This window comes from Bacillus sp. Marseille-Q1617, assembly GCF_903645295.1.
Taxonomy (GTDB): Bacteria; Bacillota; Bacilli; order Bacillales; family Bacillaceae_B; genus Rossellomorea.
The window spans coordinates 1,619,986-1,643,675 of the sequence record NZ_CAHJXM010000001.1; the positions used below are offsets into that span (position 1 = coordinate 1,619,986).

At 44.0% G+C, this 23,690-nt stretch carries 24 protein-coding genes; all 24 read left to right on the top strand.

The features are described 5' to 3' along the window. Nucleotides 1-28 precede the first annotated feature (28 nt). The 24 genes from remA to fabG all read left to right on the top strand — a co-directional run bounded on the left by remA (nucleotide 29) and on the right by fabG (nucleotide 23,644). Nucleotides 29-301, top strand: a complete 273-nt coding sequence (gene remA / locus HWX64_RS08075) for an extracellular matrix/biofilm regulator RemA (RefSeq protein ID WP_172248446.1) — start codon at nucleotides 29-31, stop codon at nucleotides 299-301. Beyond that, nucleotides 302-916, top strand: a complete 615-nt coding sequence (gmk, locus tag HWX64_RS08080) for a guanylate kinase (protein WP_175988896.1) — start codon at nucleotides 302-304, stop codon at nucleotides 914-916. Then, nucleotides 917-1,138: a DNA-directed RNA polymerase subunit omega gene (rpoZ, locus tag HWX64_RS08085; RefSeq protein ID WP_071617929.1), complete on the top strand. Its 222-nt coding sequence runs from the start codon at nucleotides 917-919 to the stop codon at nucleotides 1,136-1,138. It abuts the gene before it with no gap. Between the two features lie 142 nt (nucleotides 1,139-1,280). Next, nucleotides 1,281-2,504 (top strand): bifunctional phosphopantothenoylcysteine decarboxylase/phosphopantothenate--cysteine ligase CoaBC, encoded by a 1,224-nt coding sequence (coaBC, locus tag HWX64_RS08090; RefSeq protein WP_175988898.1) that lies wholly within the window; start codon nucleotides 1,281-1,283, stop codon nucleotides 2,502-2,504. Further along, nucleotides 2,488-4,914 carry a primosomal protein N' gene (gene priA / locus HWX64_RS08095; RefSeq protein WP_175988900.1) on the top strand — a complete coding sequence of 809 codons (2,427 nt, stop codon included), beginning with the start codon at nucleotides 2,488-2,490 and terminating at the stop codon, nucleotides 4,912-4,914. The genes coaBC and priA overlap by 17 nt, the downstream gene beginning before the upstream one ends. Before the next feature lie 26 nt (nucleotides 4,915-4,940). Continuing rightward, the gene (gene def / locus HWX64_RS08100) at nucleotides 4,941-5,426 is read left to right on the top strand and encodes a peptide deformylase (protein WP_175988902.1); all 486 of its coding nucleotides are present in this window, start codon (nucleotides 4,941-4,943) and stop codon (nucleotides 5,424-5,426) included. Then, on the top strand, nucleotides 5,423-6,364 hold the full coding sequence (gene fmt, locus HWX64_RS08105) for a methionyl-tRNA formyltransferase (protein ID WP_175988904.1): 942 nt from the start codon (nucleotides 5,423-5,425) through the stop codon (nucleotides 6,362-6,364). The genes def and fmt overlap by 4 nt, the downstream gene beginning before the upstream one ends. A gap of 1 nt (nucleotide 6,365) precedes the next feature. Next, entirely contained in the window at nucleotides 6,366-7,706 is a 1,341-nt protein-coding gene (gene rsmB, locus HWX64_RS08110; protein ID WP_175988906.1) for a 16S rRNA (cytosine(967)-C(5))-methyltransferase RsmB, read from the top strand. A 259-nt stretch (nucleotides 7,707-7,965) separates the two neighbouring features. Further along, the gene (locus HWX64_RS08115) at nucleotides 7,966-8,715 is read left to right on the top strand and encodes a Stp1/IreP family PP2C-type Ser/Thr phosphatase (RefSeq protein ID WP_175988909.1); all 750 of its coding nucleotides are present in this window, start codon (nucleotides 7,966-7,968) and stop codon (nucleotides 8,713-8,715) included. A 6-nt stretch (nucleotides 8,716-8,721) separates the two neighbouring features. Continuing rightward, entirely contained in the window at nucleotides 8,722-10,731 is a 2,010-nt protein-coding gene (gene pknB, locus HWX64_RS08120; protein WP_175988911.1) for a Stk1 family PASTA domain-containing Ser/Thr kinase, read from the top strand. Nucleotides 10,732-10,864: 133 nt separating this feature from the next. Further along, nucleotides 10,865-11,746: a ribosome small subunit-dependent GTPase A gene (rsgA, locus tag HWX64_RS08125; RefSeq protein ID WP_175988912.1), complete on the top strand. Its 882-nt coding sequence runs from the start codon at nucleotides 10,865-10,867 to the stop codon at nucleotides 11,744-11,746. A gap of 3 nt (nucleotides 11,747-11,749) precedes the next feature. Further along, nucleotides 11,750-12,403, top strand: coding sequence for a ribulose-phosphate 3-epimerase (gene rpe / locus HWX64_RS08130; protein ID WP_175988914.1), 654 nt, complete (start codon nucleotides 11,750-11,752; stop codon nucleotides 12,401-12,403). 65 nt (nucleotides 12,404-12,468) lie between these two features. Continuing rightward, nucleotides 12,469-13,125 (top strand): thiamine diphosphokinase, encoded by a 657-nt coding sequence (locus HWX64_RS08135; protein WP_175988916.1) that lies wholly within the window; start codon nucleotides 12,469-12,471, stop codon nucleotides 13,123-13,125. Nucleotides 13,126-13,226: 101 nt separating this feature from the next. Beyond that, nucleotides 13,227-13,307, top strand: a complete 81-nt coding sequence (gene spoVM / locus HWX64_RS08140; RefSeq protein WP_032088878.1) for a stage V sporulation protein SpoVM — start codon at nucleotides 13,227-13,229, stop codon at nucleotides 13,305-13,307. An 819-nt stretch (nucleotides 13,308-14,126) separates the two neighbouring features. Next, nucleotides 14,127-14,315, top strand: a complete 189-nt coding sequence (gene rpmB, locus HWX64_RS08145; RefSeq protein ID WP_032088875.1) for a 50S ribosomal protein L28 — start codon at nucleotides 14,127-14,129, stop codon at nucleotides 14,313-14,315. Nucleotides 14,316-14,509: 194 nt separating this feature from the next. After that, a complete protein-coding gene (locus HWX64_RS08150) occupies nucleotides 14,510-14,872 on the top strand; it encodes an Asp23/Gls24 family envelope stress response protein (protein WP_175988918.1) in 363 nt (120 codons plus the stop codon). 15 nt (nucleotides 14,873-14,887) lie between these two features. Next, nucleotides 14,888-16,552 carry a DAK2 domain-containing protein gene (locus HWX64_RS08155; protein WP_175988920.1) on the top strand — a complete coding sequence of 555 codons (1,665 nt, stop codon included), beginning with the start codon at nucleotides 14,888-14,890 and terminating at the stop codon, nucleotides 16,550-16,552. 94 nt (nucleotides 16,553-16,646) lie between these two features. Then, a complete protein-coding gene (gene sdaAB, locus HWX64_RS08160) occupies nucleotides 16,647-17,309 on the top strand; it encodes an L-serine ammonia-lyase, iron-sulfur-dependent subunit beta (RefSeq protein WP_175988922.1) in 663 nt (220 codons plus the stop codon). Between the two features lie 51 nt (nucleotides 17,310-17,360). Beyond that, nucleotides 17,361-18,254 carry an L-serine ammonia-lyase, iron-sulfur-dependent, subunit alpha gene (gene sdaAA, locus HWX64_RS08165; protein WP_175988925.1) on the top strand — a complete coding sequence of 298 codons (894 nt, stop codon included), beginning with the start codon at nucleotides 17,361-17,363 and terminating at the stop codon, nucleotides 18,252-18,254. Next, entirely contained in the window at nucleotides 18,235-20,292 is a 2,058-nt protein-coding gene (gene recG / locus HWX64_RS08170) for an ATP-dependent DNA helicase RecG (protein WP_175989685.1), read from the top strand. The genes sdaAA and recG overlap by 20 nt, the downstream gene beginning before the upstream one ends. 93 nt (nucleotides 20,293-20,385) lie before the next feature. Next, nucleotides 20,386-20,967 (top strand): transcription factor FapR, encoded by a 582-nt coding sequence (gene fapR, locus HWX64_RS08175; protein ID WP_175988927.1) that lies wholly within the window; start codon nucleotides 20,386-20,388, stop codon nucleotides 20,965-20,967. After that, nucleotides 20,968-21,963 (top strand): phosphate acyltransferase PlsX, encoded by a 996-nt coding sequence (plsX, locus tag HWX64_RS08180; RefSeq protein ID WP_175988929.1) that lies wholly within the window; start codon nucleotides 20,968-20,970, stop codon nucleotides 21,961-21,963. Continuing rightward, nucleotides 21,956-22,900: an ACP S-malonyltransferase gene (gene fabD, locus HWX64_RS08185; protein WP_175988931.1), complete on the top strand. Its 945-nt coding sequence runs from the start codon at nucleotides 21,956-21,958 to the stop codon at nucleotides 22,898-22,900. Before plsX ends, fabD begins: the two co-directional genes overlap by 8 nt. Then, a complete protein-coding gene (gene fabG / locus HWX64_RS08190) occupies nucleotides 22,901-23,644 on the top strand; it encodes a 3-oxoacyl-[acyl-carrier-protein] reductase (protein ID WP_175988933.1) in 744 nt (247 codons plus the stop codon). It begins immediately after the preceding gene. The last annotated feature ends 46 nt before the right edge of the window (nucleotides 23,645-23,690 follow it).

Below are 23,690 nucleotides of genomic sequence, written 5' to 3' on the forward strand. Positions count from 1 at the left end.
AACTAAGCTATTGATTAGGAGGAGCGTCATGTCTATTAAGCTCATCAATATAGGGTTTGGAAATATTGTATCAGCCAATCGGATCATCTCGATTGTCAGTCCTGAGTCTGCGCCGATAAAGCGTCTAATTCAAGATGCAAGAGACCGGGGTACTTTAGTGGATGCTACATACGGAAGAAGAACCAGGGCAGTCATCATCACCGATAGTGATCATGTCATATTATCAGCTGTTCAACCCGAAACAGTTGCTCACCGCTTAACTGATAAAGAGGATTTGCAAGAAGAAGGGCAGGGTAAATAAATGAATGAAAAAGGATTGCTGATCGTACTTTCCGGCCCATCTGGAGTAGGAAAAGGAACAGTGCGTAAGGCGATTTTTTCCCAAGAAGATACGAAATTTGAATACTCCATTTCGATGACGACCCGCAAGCCGCGGGAGGGAGAGGTAGACGGAGTTGATTATTTCTTTAAATCAAGAGAAGAATTTGAAGCATTGATCGAACAGGGGAAGCTGCTTGAGTATGCTGAATTTGTAGGTAACTATTACGGCACTCCGGTCGACTATGTCCGTGAGACAATCAACAAAGGAAAAGATGTCTTCCTGGAAATTGAAGTGCAGGGTGCACAGCAGGTCCGTGATAAGTTCCCGGAAGGATTATTCATTTTCCTGGCACCTCCAAGCCTTTCAGAACTTCAAAACCGTCTTGTAACAAGAGGGACTGAAACAGATGAAGTCATTCAGGGAAGATTGAACACTGCCAGAAAAGAAATTGAAATGATGAATCTTTACGATTATATCGTAGAGAATGACAAGATTGAAAATGCTGTAGAAAAAATCAACTCGATCGTGCAGGCTGAGCACTGCAAAAGAGAAAGAGTTCAACAACGATATATTAAAATGCTGGAGGTTGAATAGATGTTATACCCATCCATTGACTCATTGATGAAAAAGATTGATTCCAAATATTCCTTAGTAAGTGTCGCGGCTAAACGCGCAAGGAACCTTCAGGATACGGGTGATTTCCGCCTGGATAAGTATTCTTCACAAAAATTTGTAGGGAAAGCGCTTGAAGAAATACATGCAGGTCAATTATCCATGAAAGAAAGAGACGAAAAAGCTGTTTACTCCGATGAGTAAAAAAAGCATTTCAACTTCATGAAAAAAACAGAGGGGTGACCCGGGAGATTTTTATTAATCTTTCTGGGACAGCCCCTATTTTCTTTTTAGGTCAACATCCTTCATAATAAAAGGAAGTATAAAGGTACTGGGGGAAAGATCGATGAATCAGGGGAAAAAAATCCTATTATGTGTAACAGGTGGAATTGCTGTATATAAAGCTGCAGCTTTGACGAGTAAGCTCGTCCAAAGCGGAGCGGAGGTAAAGGTCATCATGACAGAATCTGCCCGGAAATTTGTAGCACCTCTTACGTTCCAGGCCTTATCCAGACAAGATGTCTATTATGATACGTTTGACGAAAAGGATTCTTCTAAAATAGCACATATCGACTTGGCCGATTGGCCGGATCTCATTCTCGTTGCGCCAGCCACTGCAAACATAATCGGAAAACTTGCGAATGGAATTGCGGATGACATGATTTCGACCACTCTGCTGGCAACCAAAGCGCCAGTGTGGGTTGCCCCGGCTATGAATGTACATATGTATGATCATCCTGCAGTCCAAAGAAATATTAAGACGTTATTTGAAGACGGATGCCGCTTCATCGAACCAAGTGAAGGATATTTGGCTTGTGGATATATTGGAAAGGGAAGGCTTGAAGAGCCGGAAAAGATCGTTGAAATCATACATGACCATTTTTCCCGGTCAAAGCAAGAACAATCTTTACTCAAAGGCAGACGAATCGTCATTACAGCAGGTCCGACAAGGGAAATGGTAGATCCCGTCCGTTTCTTCTCGAACCGTTCCACTGGGAAGATGGGGTATGCGTTAGCGAAGGCGGCTCTACACCTTGGGGCCAATGTGACATTGATATCAGGCCCAACAAATTTAACACCGCCAGCAGGGGCTCATTTTGTTGGGGTTAATTCTGCGGAAGAAATGTACGAGGCTGTTCACTCCGTGTACACTCATGCGGATATTGTCGTGAAAAGTGCTGCAGTAGCAGACTATCGTCCAAGGGACGTGCTGGATGAAAAACTAAAGAAAAAAGACGGTAACCTGGTTCTAGAATTTGAACGGACCAGGGATATTCTCAAAAGTTTGGGTGAACAAAAGGATGGGCAATATTTAATCGGATTCGCAGCAGAAACAACGAATGTCGAGGAATACGCCAAAGCAAAACTTCATAAAAAAAATGCAGATATGATTGTAGCGAACAACGTGAAGGAAACGGGTTCAGGCTTCGGGACTGACACAAACAAAGTATCCATTATCACCGCAGATGCTGTACGTCATTTGCCGCTGCTCACGAAAGAGGAAGCTGCAAAGGAAATTTTTATAGAAGCAATAAAGCAAATGAGGGGCAAGCATGAAGAACGTAGCTAGTGTCATTGTCGATGTTCCCGCCATGCAGACAGACCGGACCTACGATTATCTTGTTCCTGATGAATGGCTTGGCAGTATCTCACCCGGTATGAGAGTGGTCGTCCCGTTTGGCCCTCGAAAAATTCAGGGATTTGTGATTGAACTTAAAGAAAAAGGTGAAGTGTCAAAGCTGAAGGCGATTACTGAACCTATGGATTTAGTACCGGTGCTGAACGAAGAGTTGTTATCACTCGGGAATTGGCTGACTGATAAAACATTATGTTTTAAAATTTCAGCCTTCCAGGCGATGCTCCCTGCAGCCATGAAGGCAAAGTATGAAAAGTTTTTTCGTTTGGAAGACCCGATTGAGATCGAACAAATTCCCGAATCCTTAAGGCGCTTTTTTATAAAAGGCAGCGAGGTTTCCTGGAAGCCTGTTGAAGAAGCAGGTTATCTCCCGCTTATTCAGAAGCAGGTGAAAAAAGGGCTGATTGACGTCATATATAAAGTCAAAGCCAAAGGGAAGAAAAAGACGGTTAAGAAAATCCTCCCGAATTTCACGGAAAACCAGCTTCAGGATATACTCGCAGACCTCCCGCCCCAAGCGAATAAACAAAAGGAAGTCATGGAATATATGGGCCGTACTGTACAACCGAAAGGCGGGATGCTTCTAAATGAAATCATAGAAGGAGCTGGCACGACTGCTTCCACAGTCAGAGCATTGGTTAAAAAAGGGTTGCTGCTGGAAAAAGAGGAAGAGGTATACCGTGACCCTTTTGAAAACAGGGCGTTTGAAAAGACATCGCCACTGCTTTTGACTCATCAGCAGGCTGAAGCCATCGAGCCGATTAAGGAAAAAATCGATCAATCCGCTCATCAAACGTTTCTCTTGTATGGAGTGACCGGCAGTGGTAAAACTGAAATTTACCTTCAATCGATCCAGCGGGTGTTGGAAGAAGGAAAAGAAGCGATTGTTTTGGTTCCGGAAATTTCCCTCACCCCGCAAATGGTCCATCGCTTCAAAGGCAGGTTTGGAGATGACGTTGCTGTGCTGCACAGCGGGTTGTCGGTAGGGGAAAAGTATGACGAATGGAGAAAAATCCAGCGGAAAGAAGTAAAAGTGGTAGTGGGTGCAAGATCAGCCATTTTTGCGCCATTTGAGAACCTTGGGATCATCATCATCGATGAGGAACACGAGACAAGCTATAAGCAAGAGGAAAATCCCCGCTATCATGCAAGGGATGTAGCTGTTCACAGAGCGGAAACCCACCAGTGCCCCGTCATCCTCGGGAGCGCGACTCCTTCTTTGGAGTCATTCGCCCGTGCTTCAAAAGGGGTCTATCAACTGTTGACCTTAAATAGAAGGATGAATGATGGAGACCTTCCCAAAGTATCGATTGTAGATATGAGAGAGGAATTAAGAAGCGGGAACCGCTCGATGTTTTCACAAGAACTCTTTGACAAGCTCCAAACAAGATTGGAAAAAGGTGAACAGACGGTCCTTTTCTTAAACAGGAGAGGTCATTCTTCATTTATCATGTGCCGTGATTGCGGATTCGTCGTCCAATGTCCGAATTGCGATATATCGCTGACATACCACCGCTTTTCTAATGGAATGAAGTGCCACTATTGCGGTTATGAAGAGAATGTACCAAACACCTGCCCTGAATGTACCAGTGAGCATATCCGTTATTTCGGGACCGGCACACAGAAAGTGGAAGAGGAACTTAATAAACTGTTGCCCGGTGCGCGGATCATCCGGATGGATGTCGATACAACGGGCAGGAAGGGGTCGCATGAAAAGCTGCTGACAGCATTCGGCGAAGGGAAAGCGGATATCCTTCTTGGCACTCAGATGATTGCGAAAGGCCTGGATTTCCCGAATATCACACTGGTCGGTGTATTGAGTGCGGATACCATGCTGCATTTACCGGATTTCCGGGCTGCTGAGAAGACTTTTCAGCTATTGACCCAGGTCAGCGGACGGGCTGGCAGGCATACCCTGCCGGGGGAAGTGGTCGTCCAAACCTATACCCCTGAACATTATTCAATCGAGTTAGCGGCAGAGCATGATTATGACCGCTTTTATATGCAGGAGATGATGATGAGGAAAATGGGGGCCTATCCACCATTTTACTTCATTACATTGATCACTCTGAGTCATGAAGACTTGATGAAAGTCGTCGGCATCGCTGAAAAACTGACAGGTTTTGTACGTTCACGCCTGTCGGAATCAACGGTTATCCTCGGACCGGCTGCTTCTCCCATTCCCCGGATAAAAAATAGATATCGTTACCAATGTTTGATAAAATACAAGCGGGAACCGAATCTGGCACCGACACTTAAAACAGTGCTGGATCAATTTCAACAACAATATGCATCTGGGGGGTTATCAATCTCGATTGATGTGAATCCTTATATGATGATGTAAAGCTATATAGAAAGTCGAGGATATAAATGGCGATTCTTCCAATTGTAATGCATCCTGATCCAATCTTGGAAAAAGAATGTGACCAGGTAACTGCATTTGATAAGAAATTAAAAAAACTATTGAACAACATGTATGACACGATGATAGAAGCAGACGGCGTAGGTTTGGCAGCGCCGCAGGTAGGTGTTGACCTGCAGGTGGCGATTGTTGATATCGGGGATGAAAACGGTACGATTGAGTTGATCAACCCTGAAATCATAGAAAGTGATGGAAAGCAGACAGATCTTGAAGGCTGCCTCAGTTTTCCGGGTTTATATGGAGAGGTCACGAGACCGTTCTCCATTAAAGTGCGTACGTATAACAGAAAAGGGAAAATCTCAGAATTTCAAGCCAAGGATTTCCTGGCACGTGCCATACAGCATGAAATAGATCATTTACATGGAATTCTATTCACAACGAAAATAGAAAAATATATTACAGAAGATGAATTAGAAGGGTATGAAGTTGAATGACAAAAATCGTTTTTATGGGTACACCGGATTTTTCAGTACCGGTTTTACAGTCTTTACTGAATGAGGAGTATGAAGTAATCGCGGTGGTTACTCAGCCGGACCGTCCTGTAGGAAGAAAACGTGTAATGACGCCGCCTCCTGTAAAAGCGGAGGCAATGAAGCACGGAATCCCTGTATATCAGCCTGAGAAAATCAGAAATAAACAAGATTTGGATGAAATACTCGCCTTGAATCCAGACCTTATCATCACTGCTGCGTTCGGGCAGATCCTTCCAAAAGAATTACTGGAAGCCCCAGAACATGGCTGTATTAATGTCCATGCATCCCTGCTGCCTGAACTTAGAGGCGGAGCCCCGATACATTATTCAATTATCCAAGGCAAGGAAAAAACCGGAGTAACCATCATGTACATGGTTGAAAAATTGGATGCAGGTGATATGATCAGCCAGGTTGAAGTGGAAATCGAAGAAAAAGACCATGTGGGGACACTTCACGATAAACTGAGTGCCGCGGGTTCTAGTCTGTTGATCAAAACATTGCCTGACTTATTATCCGGGAAGCTTACCCCTGAAAAACAAGACGACTCAAAAGCGACTTTTGCCAGAAATATCAAGAGGGAACAGGAAAAGATCGATTGGACGAAACCAGGTGAAGAAATCTATAACCATATCAGGGGGATGCACCCTTGGCCAGTCGCCTATACCACATTGGATGGAACGGTGATGAAGGTTTGGTGGGGAGAAAAAGTCAGCGGTCATTCTTCAACCCCCGGAGAAATCATTGGGGTGCAAAAGGACGGGTTCGTCGTATCCACCGGAAACGAAACGGCAATAAAAATAACAGACCTGCAGCCTTCGGGAAAGAAAAGGATGAGCGCTGTGGATTACCTCCGTGGAGCAGGCTCTCATTTAGAAGAAGGAATGAAGTTAGGAGAATGATATGAGTAAACATAAGAAAAGCGTGAGGGAAGCTGCCCTAGACGTCATCGAAGCGGTCGAAAAGAATCAATCGTATAGCAATCTATTGTTAAATTCGGTGATTGAAAAAAATGAGCTTCCTTCCAAGGACATAGGCCTCTTGACCGAACTCACCTATGGAACGATACAGAGGAAACTGACTTTGGACTATTTTCTTGCTCCCTTCATCAAAGGGAAGCTGGACGACTGGGTGCGCCACTTATTAAGGCTGTCGCTTTATCAAATTGTCTATCTGGACCGGATACCTGACAGAGCCGTATTACATGAAGCGGTGGAAATAGCCAAAAAGAGAGGGCATAAAGGAATCTCCGGACTGGTGAATGGTGTGCTTCGATCTATCCAGAGAAAGGGCATCCCGAGCCTTGACGAGATAAAAGATCCCATCGAAAGGGTTTCCATAGAAACCAGTCATCCTTTCTGGCTGGTGAAACGCTGGGAAGAGCAGTTCGGGCTGGATAAAACCCGGGAGATGTGTGAGATGAACCTGGTCGCTACTAAACAAACAGCGCGCGTGAATACGACTAAATTGACAAGAGATGAACTTATACATAACTTGAGTAACATAGGTGTAGAAGTGAAACCCAGTCCCGTTACAGAAGAAGCTGTCCAAACACTTCGGGGGAATTTGGTGAAGACGGACGCTTACCAGAACGGCGAATTGACCATTCAGGACGAGAGCTCCATGCTGGTTGCACATGCCCTCGAATTAGAAAAGAACATGAAAGTCCTGGATGCTTGCGCAGCTCCCGGAGGCAAGACAACTCACATAGCTGAACTGCTTGGAGGAACAGGCGAGGTATACGCATTGGATTTACATAAGCACAAGGTCAAGCTGATTGATGAAAACGCCTCCCGCCTGGGTCTTTCAAATATATTCACATCCACACTGGACAGCAGGAAAGCCGGAGAAAAATTTGAAAAAGAGAGTTTCGATCGGATCCTTGTGGACGCCCCATGCTCGGGCTTGGGTGTCCTTAGAAGGAAACCGGATATTAAATATGCGAAAAAAGAAGCTGATCTGCATTCTCTTCAAAAAATACAGCTCGACATATTGTCAGCAGCAGCGCCGCTTCTCAAAAAAGACGGGATACTGGTATATAGTACCTGCACTGTAGATAAGAATGAAAATGAAGGAACGGTGCGGACTTTCTTAAGTGACCACCCTGAATTTACAGCATATCATTTGAAGAATCTTCCCGAAGCGGTACAGCCTTTCATTGAAGGGAATGAACTTCAAATATTTCCACAGGATTTTGGAGGAGACGGTTTTTATATTTCCTGCTTCATCAAAACGGGACACTGAACGATGCCCTAATGGAAAATATCGTAATTTGAAGGAATTTGTACTTTGCAAGCAGGAAAATACTCGATTTAAGTCGTACATGTACTAGAAGAACAGCATAACCATTATAGGAAGATTGTTATATTGTTTTGTTCCACTCATGCTTTAGCCGCTTGTGTTTCACTCTGAATCTTTTGAACCATAAACGAGGAAGCTGGCGGCTTTGAGGATGACGGAGCTTCTACATAGGGGAGCGGAAAGAAGAGAAGAGGTGACCTGAGTGAAAACGGTTTTTTATACGGATAAAGGGAAAGTGCGTCAACATAACGAAGACAGTGTCGATGTATTCAAAAATTCACATGGAGACTATCTCGCAGTTGTAGCTGATGGTATGGGAGGACATCGTGCGGGTGATGTGGCGAGTCAACTGGCGATTTCCACTTTGAAGAACATCTGGGAAAATACGGATAAATTCAAGACTGCAGACCAGGCTGAAAATTGGTTAAAAACGACTATTAACGAAGTGAACCAAGAAGTTTATAGTTATTCTCAATCCCATACAGAATGTGAGGGGATGGGCACCACCCTGGTAGGTGCGATATGCACCCCGTTGTTTGCGACCATTGTGAATATAGGGGACAGCAGGGGTTATATTTTAAATGAAAACGGATTTCACCAGCTGACAGAAGATCATACACTGGTGAACGAACTTGTCAGAAGCGGTGAAATCTCAAAAGAGGATGCGGAGCACCATCCAAGGAAAAACGTGATCTTAAGAGCAATCGGAACAGAGACGACGATCTCAATGGATATCAAGACGATCATGTTTGAAGATGATGATGTTCTCTTATTATGCTCGGATGGTTTATCAAACAAAGTTTCAGAACAAGAAATGAAAGAGATCTTATCAAATGATGACTCTCTCGAGAACAAAGGCGAGAAGCTCGTTCATTTGGCTAACGATTATGGCGGGGAAGATAATATCACCGTCCTGATCGTTGAGTATGCCGCTGAAACGGAAAGCGGGTGATAGTACATGATGAATGGAAAGCGCATCAGCGGCCGATACAGGATCATTAAACTGATCGGCGGCGGAGGGATGGCCAACGTATATCTTGCCCACGACATGATTCTCGATCGTGAAGTGGCCATTAAAATGCTCCGAATGGATTTTGCAAATGAAGAAGAATTTATTAAACGATTTCAACGGGAGGCACAATCTGCTACCAGCCTTGTCCACCCGAACATTGTCAGTATTTATGATGTCGGGGAAGAAGATGATCTCTATTATATCGTAATGGAATATGTACAAGGCATGACCTTGAAACAATACATACAGCAGCATTCACCTGTAGGCATCGATACGGCATTGGATATTATGAAACAGCTGACCCTGGCTATTTCACATGCCCATCAGAACCATATCGTCCATCGGGATATCAAACCCCATAACATATTGATCGATGAGGAAGGTACGGTGAAAATCACTGATTTCGGTATTGCCATGGCACTTAGTGCCACCTCCATCACTCAGACAAATTCTGTACTTGGGTCTGTGCATTACTTGTCGCCTGAGCAGGCAAGAGGAGGAATGGCGACTAAGAAATCGGATATTTATTCACTTGGAATCGTGATGTTCGAGTTATTGACCGGCCGACTGCCGTTTTCCGGCGAGTCAGCTGTTTCAATCGCGTTGAAGCACTTGCAGTCAGAAACACCCTCATTGAGAAGGTGGAATCCTGACATCCCGCAAAGTGTAGAGAACATTGTCCTAAAAGCCACTGCCAAAGATCCTTTCAGAAGGTATGACAGCCTGGAGGAAATGGATGATGATCTGACAACGGCACTCGATCCAGAACGGATGGATGAGCCTAAATTTTCAGTACCCATGGATGATGAAGCCACAAAAGCAATTCCTGTCATAACAGATGATAAGGGTTCATCAAATCTTGATGATACCATCATCCACACCCAATCCAGCCCTGAGACAAAACCGGCGAAACCGGTCAAGGCTGCAGATGACACAAAGCCTGTGAAAGGGAAAAAGGAAAAACCCAAAAAGAAAAGCAAGAGGAAATGGCCTGTGCTGATCATCAGCCTGTTCTTTTTACTTATACTGTTGGGGGTTGCTGCTGTGACGGTTGTTCCTGAATTGCTGGGTCCAAAGGAAATAAAGGTTCCTAATGTCGAAGGAAAAGAGCCTACAGAGGCAGTATCCATAATCGTTTCTGCCGGGTTCGTGGTCGGAGAAACGAAAGAGATGTCAAGTGAAGAAGTTCCTGAGGGACAAGTAATCAAGACAAACCCGAAGGAAGGCCGTATGGCAAATGAAGGCTCATCAGTAGATATATATGTGAGTACAGGTAAAGAAAAGATAGAGGTAGATAATTTTATAGGAAAGAATTTTGAAGAGATTGCTTCCAGACTTGAAGAACAGGGCTTTACCGTAAAGAAAGAAGAAGAACCATCAAATGAAGAAGAAGAGGGTACAATCATCGAGCAGGACCCTTCCCCTGGTAATGAAGTCGTAGCAAGTGACACAACGATCACCCTTACTGTCAGTACAGGACCATCATCTTTTGAGTTGCTTGATTTAACAAACTTGAATCAGAAGGTGCTTGATGATTATGCAAATTCACGCGGTATATCTATTGTAACGTTAGAAGAACAATATTCAGATGATATACCAGAAGGTCATGTGATCTCGCAAAAAACAAAGGCAGGTACTCCTATATTTCCTGGTGATGAAGTATTAGTAGTGATGTCGAAGGGACCAGAACCTGTGAAAGAAAAAGAAGTGCCCGTCGAAATTGAAGTGCCCTATACTAAAGAAGACGGAACTATGCAGGCCGTAGAAATTTTCGTTCAAGACAAAACCAGGACCTTAGAAGATGAAGATGGTGAAATTAAAGACGGCATTACTGCAAATAAAAAATATAATCTGACCCTTATTCTCGAAGATGGAAAACCAGGGAAATATAAAATTGTGATTGACGGCGAGGAGTATAAAACCGAAACCGTTGAGTATCCTAAAGACGAAGAATAAACGATGAGCGGGACTGTACCCGGGTTACTGTAAACCTAAGGGGACAGTCCTCTTATTTTCATTTATAATGGAATTATGATATAAAATGAAAGTATACATAGTGATTGTTTATAGATCTAAAAGGAGGTCCCGAATGGCAGAAGGGAAAATTATCAAAGCATTAAGTGGATTTTATTATGTTCTTTCCGACGGGGAAATCACTCAATGCCGCGGCAGAGGAGTATTCCGGAAAAATAAAGTGAACCCTCTTGTAGGAGATTATGTGGAATTCCAGGCGGATAACGAGACAGAAGGCTATATCATGAAGGTATTAGAACGGAAGAATGAACTGGTACGACCTCCCATTGCAAATGTTGATCAGGCCATATTAGTATTTTCAGCCCGTGAACCAGATTTCAGCACCACGTTATTGGATCGTTTCCTTGTTTTGGTTGAAAGCAAAGACATAGCCCCGCTCATTTGCATAACCAAAATGGATTTGCTGCAATCCGATGAAATAAATGAAATTGAAGAGTATGTGGAACATTACCGGTCTTTCGGCTATGAAGTGGTCATCACATCATCCAAGACTGAGCAGGGAATAGAAGAATTGTCCCCATACATGAAAGGTAAAACGTCGGTATTTGCCGGTCAATCCGGAGTGGGCAAGTCGACCTTATTGAATGTGATAAAACCCGAACTCGAGTTGAAAACAGCCATGATTTCATCTCATTTGGGCAGAGGGAAGCATACCACCCGGCATGTTGAGCTCATTCATATCGATAATGGATTGGTGGCGGATACACCAGGGTTCAGTTCCTTGGAGTTTACTGATATTGAAGTCGAAGAGCTGCCTCAATGTTTCCCTGAGATGGTTGAAGCATCGGAGCAATGCAAATTCAGGGGCTGCCTGCACATCAACGAACCGAAATGCGCTGTGAAGAATGCGGTTGACACAGGTGACATCCCAAGTTACCGATATGATCACTACCTGACGTTCCACCAAGAAATAAAAGATAGAAAGCCGAGGTATTAAGTAATGAAAATAGCACCATCCATTCTTTCTGCAAATTTTGCAGAACTGGGAAAAGAAATCAAGGACGTAGAAAATGGAGGAGCGGATTATATCCATATTGATGTGATGGACGGTCATTTTGTCCCGAACATCACGATGGGACCGATGGTAGTCAAAGCCATTCGCCCCCTTACAGAACTTCCATTGGATGTTCACCTTATGATCGCGAATCCCGATCAGTATATCGAGGCATTTGCCGATGCCGGCGCTGACTACATCACGGTACATGTAGAGGCAGCACCTCACCTGCACAGAACCATCCAGTTGATAAAGAGCAAAGGTGTGAAAGCGGGAGTCGTCTTGAATCCGGCTACGCCTGCAGACTGGATTAAACCGATCCTTGAGGATATTGATATGGTATTGTTAATGACGGTTAACCCGGGGTTTGGCGGGCAATCTTTCATTCCATCAGTCGTTCCTAAAATCAAACAGATCCGTAGCTGGGCCGAAGTGATGAACCCGGCACTTGAAATTGAAGTGGATGGCGGGATCAATCCAGAAACGGCAGCGGTTTGTGCTGATGCCGGAGCAGACGTGTTTGTCGCCGGGTCAGCTATTTACAACAGATCCGACAGAGGAGCAGCGATTCAGGAATTAAGAAAATCGCTTTCAAAATAATTTACACGGACTGATCCAGCGGGAATTGATGGATCAGTCCATTTTATATACGTGAGGTGAAAATATTGGAGTACTGTATCGTTGCAGGTGGACCAGAAAAATATTTACCGGATTTGAAATCTTTCCATTCCGAAAATGTAAATTGGATCGGAGTTGACAGGGGCGTATTTACCATCCTTCAAAACGGCCTTGAGCCAATGGGAGCGTTCGGCGACTTTGACTCGGTGAATGATATAGAATGGTCATTGATCGAGGATAGGGTAAAGACCGTAAACACTTATCAGCCCGAAAAAGATGAGACGGATCTAGAGCTTGCGCTGAATTGGGTGCTCACCCAAAACCCTGAATCCATCAAGATTTTCGGGGCAACTGGCGGCCGTCTGGATCATTTTATGGGGAACGTCCAATTATTGATGCAGCCGGACCTCCTTGGATCCGGAGTAAAAAGTGAATTGATCGATGTTCAAAACCATCTCCGGGTCGTAGAAGCAGGAGAGCATATGGTATTTGAATCCCCTTCACACAAGTATATTTCGTTTGTCCCAATGACTGGATCGGTAGAGAATCTGACACTCACCGGATTCAAATACCCGCTAAAAAACCGGAATATTTTCCGCGGTTCCACACTATGTATTAGTAATGAACTTATACAATCATCTGGTACTTTTTCTTTTACAAATGGCATATTAATGGTGATAAGAAGCAGCGATAGCACTTCTTGACCCAATGAAGAAAGAAGACGTACTTAAATGCACCTGCTTGAATAGACTGAAATGATGTCAAGCGAAACATTACGTTCTTTAGATTGCGGGGAGGGACTGAAATGCGATTTTATACAATTAAATTACCAAAGTTCTTGGGCGGGCTTGTTCGAGCGATGTTAGGAACATTTAAAAAGGAATAAAGATGGGATTGAAGGCAGCTGGGGGCTGCTTTCTTTTTTTGTTGTTGGGGATAGTATTTGGTGCATTTCTATTGTCTGCTAGTTTCGTATGGGAAAGAGGTTATTTGGCAGGAAACCAAAGGGTTTTTTATATAAATAATGAAAACAGTAAGCCTTTTAAGGTGTAAAAGGGGGTCTTCAGGATTTAAAGGACAGTTGATGTTATACCCGTCGAGGTGTTTATGATCCTAATTTCAGGATTTACGTGCAACTTTTGAAAAATACAATCCACTTTCACCGAAATACGTGCAACTTGTCGAAAAATCTTTAGGCTGCACGGGCAAGGATGCGGGAGCCGCCGTCCTCGCCCTTCTGATGCCGCACTTCCCATCCGGTTCGTTTTATGCCACCTGCCTCTGAGCAAAGCCCTTCCACTTTTCTACCTGTCCAGCTTCAGTGGTCTGCTCCCGTTTGAAAATTAACCTTCGTCTTTTGAGGCAAAAAGCGCCTCTAAAGACGAAGAACATTTTTCAAAGGGAGCAAAACGCCCACTTCCGCATTTCTCGTTGTCCAGCTCAGGCGGCTAAAGACTCGAGACATAAGCCATGCCATCCCATAAGGCAAAAACCGCCTTTTAGGCTGCCTTGTCTTATGCTTGTCGTCTCTAAGCGAGCCGCCTCCGCTTTTCTACCTGTAAAGTATTTTTTCTTGAAACCTTTTAATTGAACTGTTGCATTATGGGAGCTTGTGTGATAAATTATTAAAGTATCTTTATGAAAAAAGCGAAATGTAGAACTGAAATGTAACTTCAGCTTCTTGTTAGTGAGGAGGGAATAGATTATGGCAAAGAAATGCGTAGTAACAGGCCGTAAAGCTAGCGCTGGTAACGCTCGCTCTCACGCTATGAATGCGAACAAGCGTACTTGGGGTGCTAACCTGCAAAAAGTTCGTATTCTTGTGGACGGAAAACCTAAAAAAGTTTGGGTTTCTGCAAGAGCGTTGAAATCAGGTAAAGTCGAGCGTGTATAATACTTAAAAATGAGGAGACGTCTTTCTAGAAGGGCGTCTTTTTTCTATTTATAAGTGTAAAGCGAAATAAATTGGAAAAAATGATAGATATTGATGCAGAAATAGAGGATAGAATATACTTTAGCTTTCATTAAGCGCATAGTTATAGTAAAATGTTTTTAGCCAAGCATGTATTTAAAGGGGGAGAACATTCCATGTCCATCGAATTAAAAACGCAGTACGGACAAATTGATATTACGAATGATGTCATTGCAATGATTGCTGGAGGTGCAGCGGTGGATTGCTACGGAATTGTTGGAATGGCTTCAAAAAATCAAATTAAAGACGGTTTTACAGATATCTTACGTAAAGAAAACTTCACTCGCGGAGTGATTGTTCGTCAAGGTGATGAGGAAGTACATATTGATATGTATATTATTGTGAGCTATGGTACAAAAATTTCTGAGATTGCTCATAACGTACAATCCAAGGTTAAATATACCCTTGATAAGACCGTCGGCTTGGCGGTAGATTCAGTAAATATTTTTGTGCAGGGGGTTCGAGTAACGAACCCGTAGTGAGGAGGAAGATTTGTGTCGATTACATCTTTGGAAGGAAAACGTTTTGCCGAAATGGTCATCCAAGGCGCTGCTAAGCTGTCTGCTAATGCCCAGCTGGTTGACGCGTTGAACGTCTTTCCTGTTCCTGATGGTGATACTGGAACAAACATGAATTTATCAATGACTTCAGGTGCAAAAGAAGTTAGTCAGAATACCCAAGATCATATTGGGAATGTTGCTTCTGCACTTTCAAAAGGGTTATTGATGGGAGCGAGAGGTAACTCAGGTGTTATCCTTTCCCAGTTGTTTAGAGGATTTGGGAAAGCAATTGAAGGGAAAAGCTCCTTAACAACTAAGGAATTCGCCGATGCCCTGCAGTCAGGAGTGGAAACTGCTTATAAAGCTGTAATGAAACCTGTCGAAGGAACGATCTTGACGGTAGCCAAGGACGCAGCCAAAAAAGGCGTGAGTTCTGCACAAAAAGAGAGCGACTTTATAAAGGTGATGCAGGCGATTGTAAATGAAGCAAAGGCATCTTTGGATCGCACGCCTGATCTGCTTCCGGTATTGAAGGAAGTTGGAGTGGTGGATAGCGGCGGACAGGGGTTACTATTCGTCTATGAAGGTTTCCTGGCTGAATTGAAAGGTGAAAAAGTTTCTGAACAAGCGTCATTGCCTTCCATGAATGATCTTGTAAGTGCTGAACATCATAAGGCAGCCCAGGATTTCATGAGTACCGAAGATATTGAATTTGGCTATTGTACTGAATTCATGGTCAAATTTGAAGAAGATAAGCAGGCTTTTAATGAAGAGGATTTCCGCAATGATTTAAGTGAATTTGGTGATTCACTGCTGGTGATCAGCGATGATGAACTGGCAAAAGTACATATTCACTCTGAACAGCCGGGTAATGTTTTATCTTATGGACATAAATACGGAAGTCTCATCAATATTAAGATTGAAAATATGAGACAGCAGCACAGCAGCATCGTAGGTGAAACACATGCAGTCAAGGCGGAAGCTCCACCTGTTAAAAAGGAAGTGGACTTCGCCATCGTGACGGTTGCCATGGGTGAAGGGATTTCAGACCTCTTCAAGAGCATCGGTGCGACTGCGGTGATCGAGGGCGGTCAGACGATGAACCCAAGCACCGAAGATATCGTGAAGGCTGTGGAAGAAGTGAATGCCAAGAAAGTCATCATCATGCCTAATAATAAAAATATTATCATGGCAGCGGAACAGGCCGCGGAAGTATTGGGTTCAGAAGTGGCTGTTGTCCCTACGAAGACTGTCCCTCAGGGGATGGCTGCATTACTTGCTTTCAATCCTGCCGCTTCTGTAGAAGATAATAAGAAGACGATGAGCGAAGCGTCTCAGCACGTTAAGACAGGTCAGATCACCTATGCTGTGAGAGATACGAACATCGACGGAATGGCAATTTCGAAAGATGATTTCATGGGGATCGCTGAAGGCAAGATTGTGATTGCAGAGAAGGATCGAGCGACTACAGCAAAAAGTCTATTGGACGAGATGCTTGATGAAGATTCCGAAATTCTTACCATTTTATATGGTGAAGATGTAACTGAAGATGATGTAAATTCAATACAGGAATATGTAGAAGAAAACTATGAAGATGTGGAAGTGGAAGTTCATAACGGAAAACAGCCACTTTACTCCTATATATTCTCAGTTGAATAAAAGGATGAAGGGGACAGCGCTTAACATGCGCTTGTCCCCTTAAATTATGTTAGAATAAAAGTAGTTTGCTTGTTTAGACAGGGGGAAATCTACGATGAAATACAAAAGTGTATTCGATATTATCGGTCCCGTGATGATTGGACCATCAAGCTCTCACACTGCGGGGGCCGCACGAATCGGGAGGATTGCACGAAACCTCTTCCGCCGTGAGCCTAAGTGGGTGACGATTTCGTTTTACGGCTCTTTCGCTAAAACGTATAAGGGTCATGGAACCGACGTTGCGATAATAGGGGGAATCCTTGATTATGATACGTTTGATGAACGAATCATCCATTCAATCGATCAGGCAAGGAAAAAAGGAATCAGAGTAAAATTCCAGGAAGAGGATGCGGTTACGGACCACCCTAATACAGCCAGAATCCAAATGGGCGACGACCAGGGTGAATTGGAACTTGTCGGCATCTCCATTGGGGGAGGAAAGGTTGAAATCATTGAGTTAAATGGTTTTGAACTGAAGCTGTCAGGCCACCATCCTGCCATACTGGTCGTTCACGATGATCGATTCGGTGCGATTGCATCTGTTTCAAATATATTGGCCAAACATCAGTTGAATATCGGTCATATGGATGTTTCCAGGAAGGAAAAAGGCAAGATGGCACTGATGACGATCGAAGTGGATCAACCGATAGAGGAAGCCGTAATCGAAGAAATAACATCACTTCCAAATATCACACAGGTAACAAGGATTTCAGATTAAGCTACTATTTTTATGAGAACGTTTACATCACCATTGTGAGGGGGGTTCTATATGTTTAGAAATGTTGCCGAGTTAATAGAACTGGCTGAAAGTCAAAATAAAAAAATATCGGATATCATGATCGAGCAGGAGATGGAGTTTACAGGTAAATCTTATGACGAAATCTATGCTCAAATGGAAAAAAACCTTGAGGTTATGGAGCAGGCAGTGGCGCGCGGCCTCGAAGGTGTAAAATCTCATTCTGGTTTGACAGGAGGAGACGCTGTTCTTTTGCAGAAATATATAGAAAAAGGCAAGTCATTATCAGGAGACACCATCTTGGATGCTGTCAGTAAAGCTGTAGCTACTAATGAAGTAAATGCAGCCATGGGAACGATTTGTGCAACGCCGACAGCGGGTTCTGCCGGGGTGGTTCCGGGAACCTTATTCGCCGTGAAAAATAAATTAAACCCTTCAAAAGATGAAATGGTCAGATTCTTATTTACGTCTGGTGCATTTGGCTTTGTCGTGGCAAATAATGCTTCGATCTCAGGCGCTGCAGGAGGATGTCAGGCTGAAGTGGGATCGGCAAGCGGGATGGCTGCGGCCGCTATTGTTGAAATGGCTGGAGGCACTCCAGGTCAATCAGCTGAGGCCATGGCCATTACATTGAAGAACATGCTCGGACTTGTATGCGACCCTGTCGCAGGATTAGTCGAAGTCCCATGTGTAAAACGGAATGCGATGGGGGCGGCCAATGCAATGGTTGCGGCCGATATGGCACTGGCCGGGATCACAAGCAGGATTCCGTGTGATGAAGTGATTGACGCTATGTATAAAATCGGTCAAACAATGCCTGTTGCCTTAAGGGAAACAGCACAAGGCGGTTTAGCCGCGACTCCTACGGGCAGGGAAATAGAAGCGAAAATTTTCGGGGTTTCTCTGAATAAACGTGAAGATTCATAACGAAGAACCTACAATCCAGAACATAAAGGGGATTGGTGAGGAAACTGCTCTGCAGCTGAATCAAATGGGGATACACAGTGTTCTGGATTTGTTGGAATATCTGCCTTATCGATACGAGGATTACAGGCTGAGAGATTTAGAGGAAGTCGCACACGATGAAAGAGTCACTGTCGAAGGGAAAGTCCATTCCGAACCTTCACTGATGTATTATGGAAGAAAGAAATCCCGGCTGACCGTCAGGATTCTGGTCGGGCGATATTTAATTCAAGCTGTGTTCTTCAATCAGCCTTACTTGAAAAAGAAGATCAATTTGCATGATACGGTAACAGTGACGGGTAAATGGGATAAGAACAGGCAGGTCATAACAGCCCAGCATTTCCAGGCCGGCCCTCATAACAAAGAGGGTGATTTCGAACCGGTATATTCTTTGAAGGGGAATGTGAAGAATAATACCCTGAGAAAATTCATAAAAAAAGCTTTCACGGATTACCAGCACATTATCTCGGAAAATCTGCCTGCCGTCCTTCTTGATAAGTACAAATTGATGAAGCGCGAAGAAGCACTTTACCAGCTGCATTTCCCTTCTTCCCCCTCTGATATGAAGCAGGCAAGGCGGAGATTCGTTTACGAAGAATTTTTATTGTTTCAGCTGAAAATGCAAGCGCTCCGGAAATTTGAAAGGGAACAATCATCAGGAATTCAGCAGCACTATGATGTTGAAAAAATAAAAGCATTCACGGATTCCCTCCCGTTTCCATTAACAGGGGCACAAAAAAGAGTGGTGAATGAAATTTCATCCGATCTGAAGTCCCCTTTTCGAATGAACCGTCTTCTGCAAGGGGATGTAGGATCAGGAAAGACCGTCGTCGCGGCCATCGCCTTGTTTTCGTCTGTTACAGCAGGGTATCAGGGGGCTCTCATGGTCCCGACTGAAATCTTAGCCGAGCAGCATGCAGAATCTCTTAGTGAGCTTTTATCCCCAGCCGGATTATCCGTCGCACTTCTCACCAGTTCTGTTAAAGGGAAGAGGCGAAAACTTCTTTTAGAGAAATTAAAAGAAGGAGAAATCGATATTTTGATCGGCACTCATGCGCTTATCCAGGAAGATGTCGAATTTAAATCATTGGGCTTGGTCGTAACCGATGAACAGCACCGTTTTGGTGTCAATCAAAGAAGAGTGCTAAGAGAAAAAGGGGAAAGCCCGGATGTTTTATTTATGACTGCCACTCCTATTCCGAGAACTCTTGCCATCACGGTTTTCGGTGAAATGGATGTGAGTATCATCGACGAGATGCCGGCGGGAAGAAAAGCGATTGAAACCTATTGGGCAAAAGCTGACATGCTTCCCCGTGTCTTGACGTTTATGGATAAAGAGCTTGATCAGGGAAGGCAGGCATATGTCATCTGCCCGTTAATCGAGGAATCCGACAAATTGGATGTCCAGAATGCGATTGATGTCTATAATCAGCTTCTCGTATATTTTGAAGGCCGCTATAAAGTGGGCCTCATGCATGGCAGGCTTCATCCGGATGAAAAAGATGATGTAATGAGACAATTCAGTTCAAATGACCTTCAAGTCCTGGTATCAACTACAGTGGTAGAAGTCGGGGTCAATGTTCCAAATGCCACGTTTATGCTCATTTATGATGCTGAGAGATTCGGTTTATCTCAGCTGCATCAATTACGTGGACGTGTAGGACGGGGCGAGGACCAGTCTTATTGCATTTTATTAGCGGAACCGAAAACAGAGGTCGGTAAAGAACGCATGAAAATCATGACCGAAACCAATGACGGCTTTGTGTTAAGTGAGAAGGACCTTGAACTGCGCGGACCAGGTGATTTCTTTGGTAAAAAACAAAGCGGTATGCCCGAATTCAAGGTAGCAGATATGGTTCATGATTATCGTGCATTGGAGGTTGCGAGGGATGATGCCTCTGCATTGATAAACTCCGAAGGCTTCTGGAAAGACGCGGACTGGAAAGAATTACGTTCATTCTTATCGGAATCGGGTGTGATGGAAGGTGAAAAGCTCGACTAGAAAGGCAGATTGTGAGATTATTTCTTGCAATCTGCTTTTTTAAATTATATACTACTATTAGTACCTAGTACTAATAGTGGACGGTGTTGAATAATGAGACTTTCAAAAAAAGAAAGACAAACGAACCTATTAGAAACGATAAAGGAAAACCCCTTTATTACCGATGAAGAATTGGCAGAGCGCTTTGGTGTCAGTGTACAAACAATACGCCTGGACCGAATGGAACTCTCGATTCCGGAGCTTCGTGAACGCATTAAAAACGTAGCCGAAAAATCATTTGAAGATGAAGTTAAATCGCTGCCGATTGAAGAGGTCATCGGTGAAATTATTGATATAGAGTTGGATGAAAGTGCAATATCTATTTTCGATGTCAAAGCTGAGCATGTTTTTGTGAGAAATAGAATTGCAAGGGGACATCATCTATTTGCACAGGCTAATTCACTTGCAGTCGCTGTAATAAATGATGAACTGGCTTTAACGGCCAAGTCTACGATCCGCTTTACACATCCGGTAAAAGAAGGCGAAAGAGTAGTGGCGAAGGCCAAGGTGATACATAATAAAGGTGAAAGAGACCGAACGATGGTGGAGGTACATAGTTATGTCGGAGGCGAACTCGTGTTCAGAGGGGACTTCGAGATGTACCGCTCCAAAAAAACAGAAAAGGATGAATCATAGATGAAGTTAGCCGTTGATGCAATGGGCGGAGATCATGCTCCTAAAGATATTGTCCTTGGTGTAAAGAAAGCACTGTCAGAGTTTCATGATATAGAGGTTTTATTATATGGGGACGAAAATAAAATCAAAGAGTGGCTTCCTTCACATGGACGATTGACCATCGTCCATACAGATGAAGTGATCGAAGGCACTGATGAACCTGTGCGCGCTGTCAAGAGGAAGAAGAATTCTTCGATGGTATTGATGGCCCAGGCTGTGAAAAATGGTGAAGCAGATGCATGCATTTCTGCAGGGAATACAGGAGCACTGATGACAGCCGGCTTATTCATTGTGGGAAGAATAGATGGCATAGAGCGCCCGGCTCTTGCTCCCACCCTTCCGACCCTTGACGGGAACGGCTTTTTGATGCTTGATTTAGGGGCAAATGTAGATGCAAAACCGGAACATTTGGTTCAATATGCGATCATGGGCAGTATTTACGCTGAAAGGGTAAGAGGAATAAAACAGCCTCGTGTCGGTTTATTGAATATCGGCACCGAAGACAAAAAGGGTAATGAGCTGACTAAGAAATCGTTCAGCCTTATGAAAGACGCTCCTGTGAATTTTATTGGGAATGTGGAGTCACGCGATTTATTGAATGGTGCAGCAGATGTCGTCGTCACGGACGGCTTCACGGGAAATATGGTATTAAAAACCATTGAAGGAACCGCGCTATCTATCTTTTCACTATTGAAAAAGACGCTCACATCTTCTGTAAAGAACAAGATCGCAGCAGGCCTTGTGAAAAACGACTTAAAGGAATTGAAAGGCATGCTTGATTACACAGAATATGGAGGAGCGGGATTATTCGGATTGAAAGCACCTGTCATCAAAGCTCATGGATCATCCAATGACGTAGCTTTATACAATGCAATAAGACAGGCAAGAGAAATGGTAAAGAATGACGTATCAACTACCATCAAGGAAGCTGTAAAAGGAGGAGATGCACATGAGTAAAATTGCATTTGTTTTCCCAGGTCAGGGTTCTCAGACAGTAGGAATGGGGAAAGAACTGGCAGATAAGTATAGTGAGGTTGCGGGCTATTTTAAAAAAGCTGACGAAAAACTTGGCACTGATCTATCTTCTATCATATTTGAAGGGCCTCAGGATGAGTTAACGCAAACAACGAATGCTCAGCCTGCACTTTTAACCACGAGTGTGGCGATCCTGGAGAGATTGAAATCAGAAGGAATCCAGGCAGACTATACGGCAGGTCACAGCCTCGGTGAATATTCTGCGTTGGTTGCAGCCGGCTCCCTTTCTTTCGAGGATGCTGTCTATGCTGTGAGAAAAAGAGGAGAACTCATGGAAGAAGCTGTTCCTAGTGGTGAAGGGACAATGGCAGCAGTCCTTGGGATGGACAGGGAAGCTCTAAAAGAGGTTACGGATGGAGTGACTGAAGAAGGTTATCCAGTCGGGCTCGCAAATCTGAACTGTCCTGGGCAAATCGTGATTTCCGGTACCGTGAAGGGAGTGGAAGCCGCTTCAGAGCGTGCAAAAGAGGCAGGCGCAAAAAGAGTGATCCCCCTCCAAGTAAGCGGTCCTTTCCATTCACAATTAATGAAGCCTGCTGCAGAGAAATTCATTGAGATCCTGGATTCAATTCAAATCAGTAATGCAGATGTACCTGTCATTGCAAATGTGACTGCTTTACCGGTTTCGGAAGCAGAAGAAATCAAGCGGCTGCTGATTGAACAGCTGTATTCTCCTGTACTATGGGAAGATACCGTGGAAAAACTTTTGGACCTCGGGGTCGAAACATTTATTGAAATAGGTTCGGGTAAAGTACTATCAGGTCTCATCAAAAAAGTGAACCGACGTGTGAAGACATTTGCGGTCCAAGATGAGGCTTCCTTGACTGAAGTGATTGAAAAGTTAAAGGAGGAAGCTTAAATGAACTTAGATGGAAAAGTAGCACTGGTAACCGGGGCATCCAGGGGGATTGGAAGAGAGATTGCCTTGGAGCTTGCCCGTGAAGGTGCCAAAGTAGTGGTGAATTATTCAGGCAGTGAGGCGAAAGCCAATGAAGTGGTCGATGAAATCAAAAGCACCGGGAGAGAAGCGGTCGCCATCCAATGCAATGTTGCAGACAGTGACTCTGTACAGGCGATGGTAAAAGAAACGATCAGTCAATTTGGCGCTTTGGACATACTAGTAAATAACGCCGGCATCACGAAAGATAATTTATTGATGCGCATGAAGGAAAATGAATGGGATGATGTTATCAATATCAACCTTAAAGGTGTTTTCCTTTGTACAAAAGCGGTGACCCGCCAGATGATGAAGCAAAGAAGCGGGCGCATTATTAATATCTCATCCATCGTTGGTGTAAGCGGAAATCCCGGGCAGGCGAATTATGTGGCTGCCAAATCAGGTGTCATCGGGTTAACGAAGACAGCCGCAAAGGAACTGGCTCCCCGCGGAATTACAGTAAATGCAATTGCACCTGGCTTTATCTCTACTGATATGACAGATCAGCTGCCGGAAGATGTACGAAATGAAATGTTAAAACAAATTCCTCTGAACCGTTTCGGGGATCCAAAAGATATCGCACGAGTTGTGAGCTTCATCGCATCTGATTCGTCTTCTTATATGACGGGGCAGACCCTCCATATTGACGGCGGAATGGTGATGTAGTAAGAACAAGGAAAGAGGCTTAAGCCTGAAAAAATGAAAATTCAGC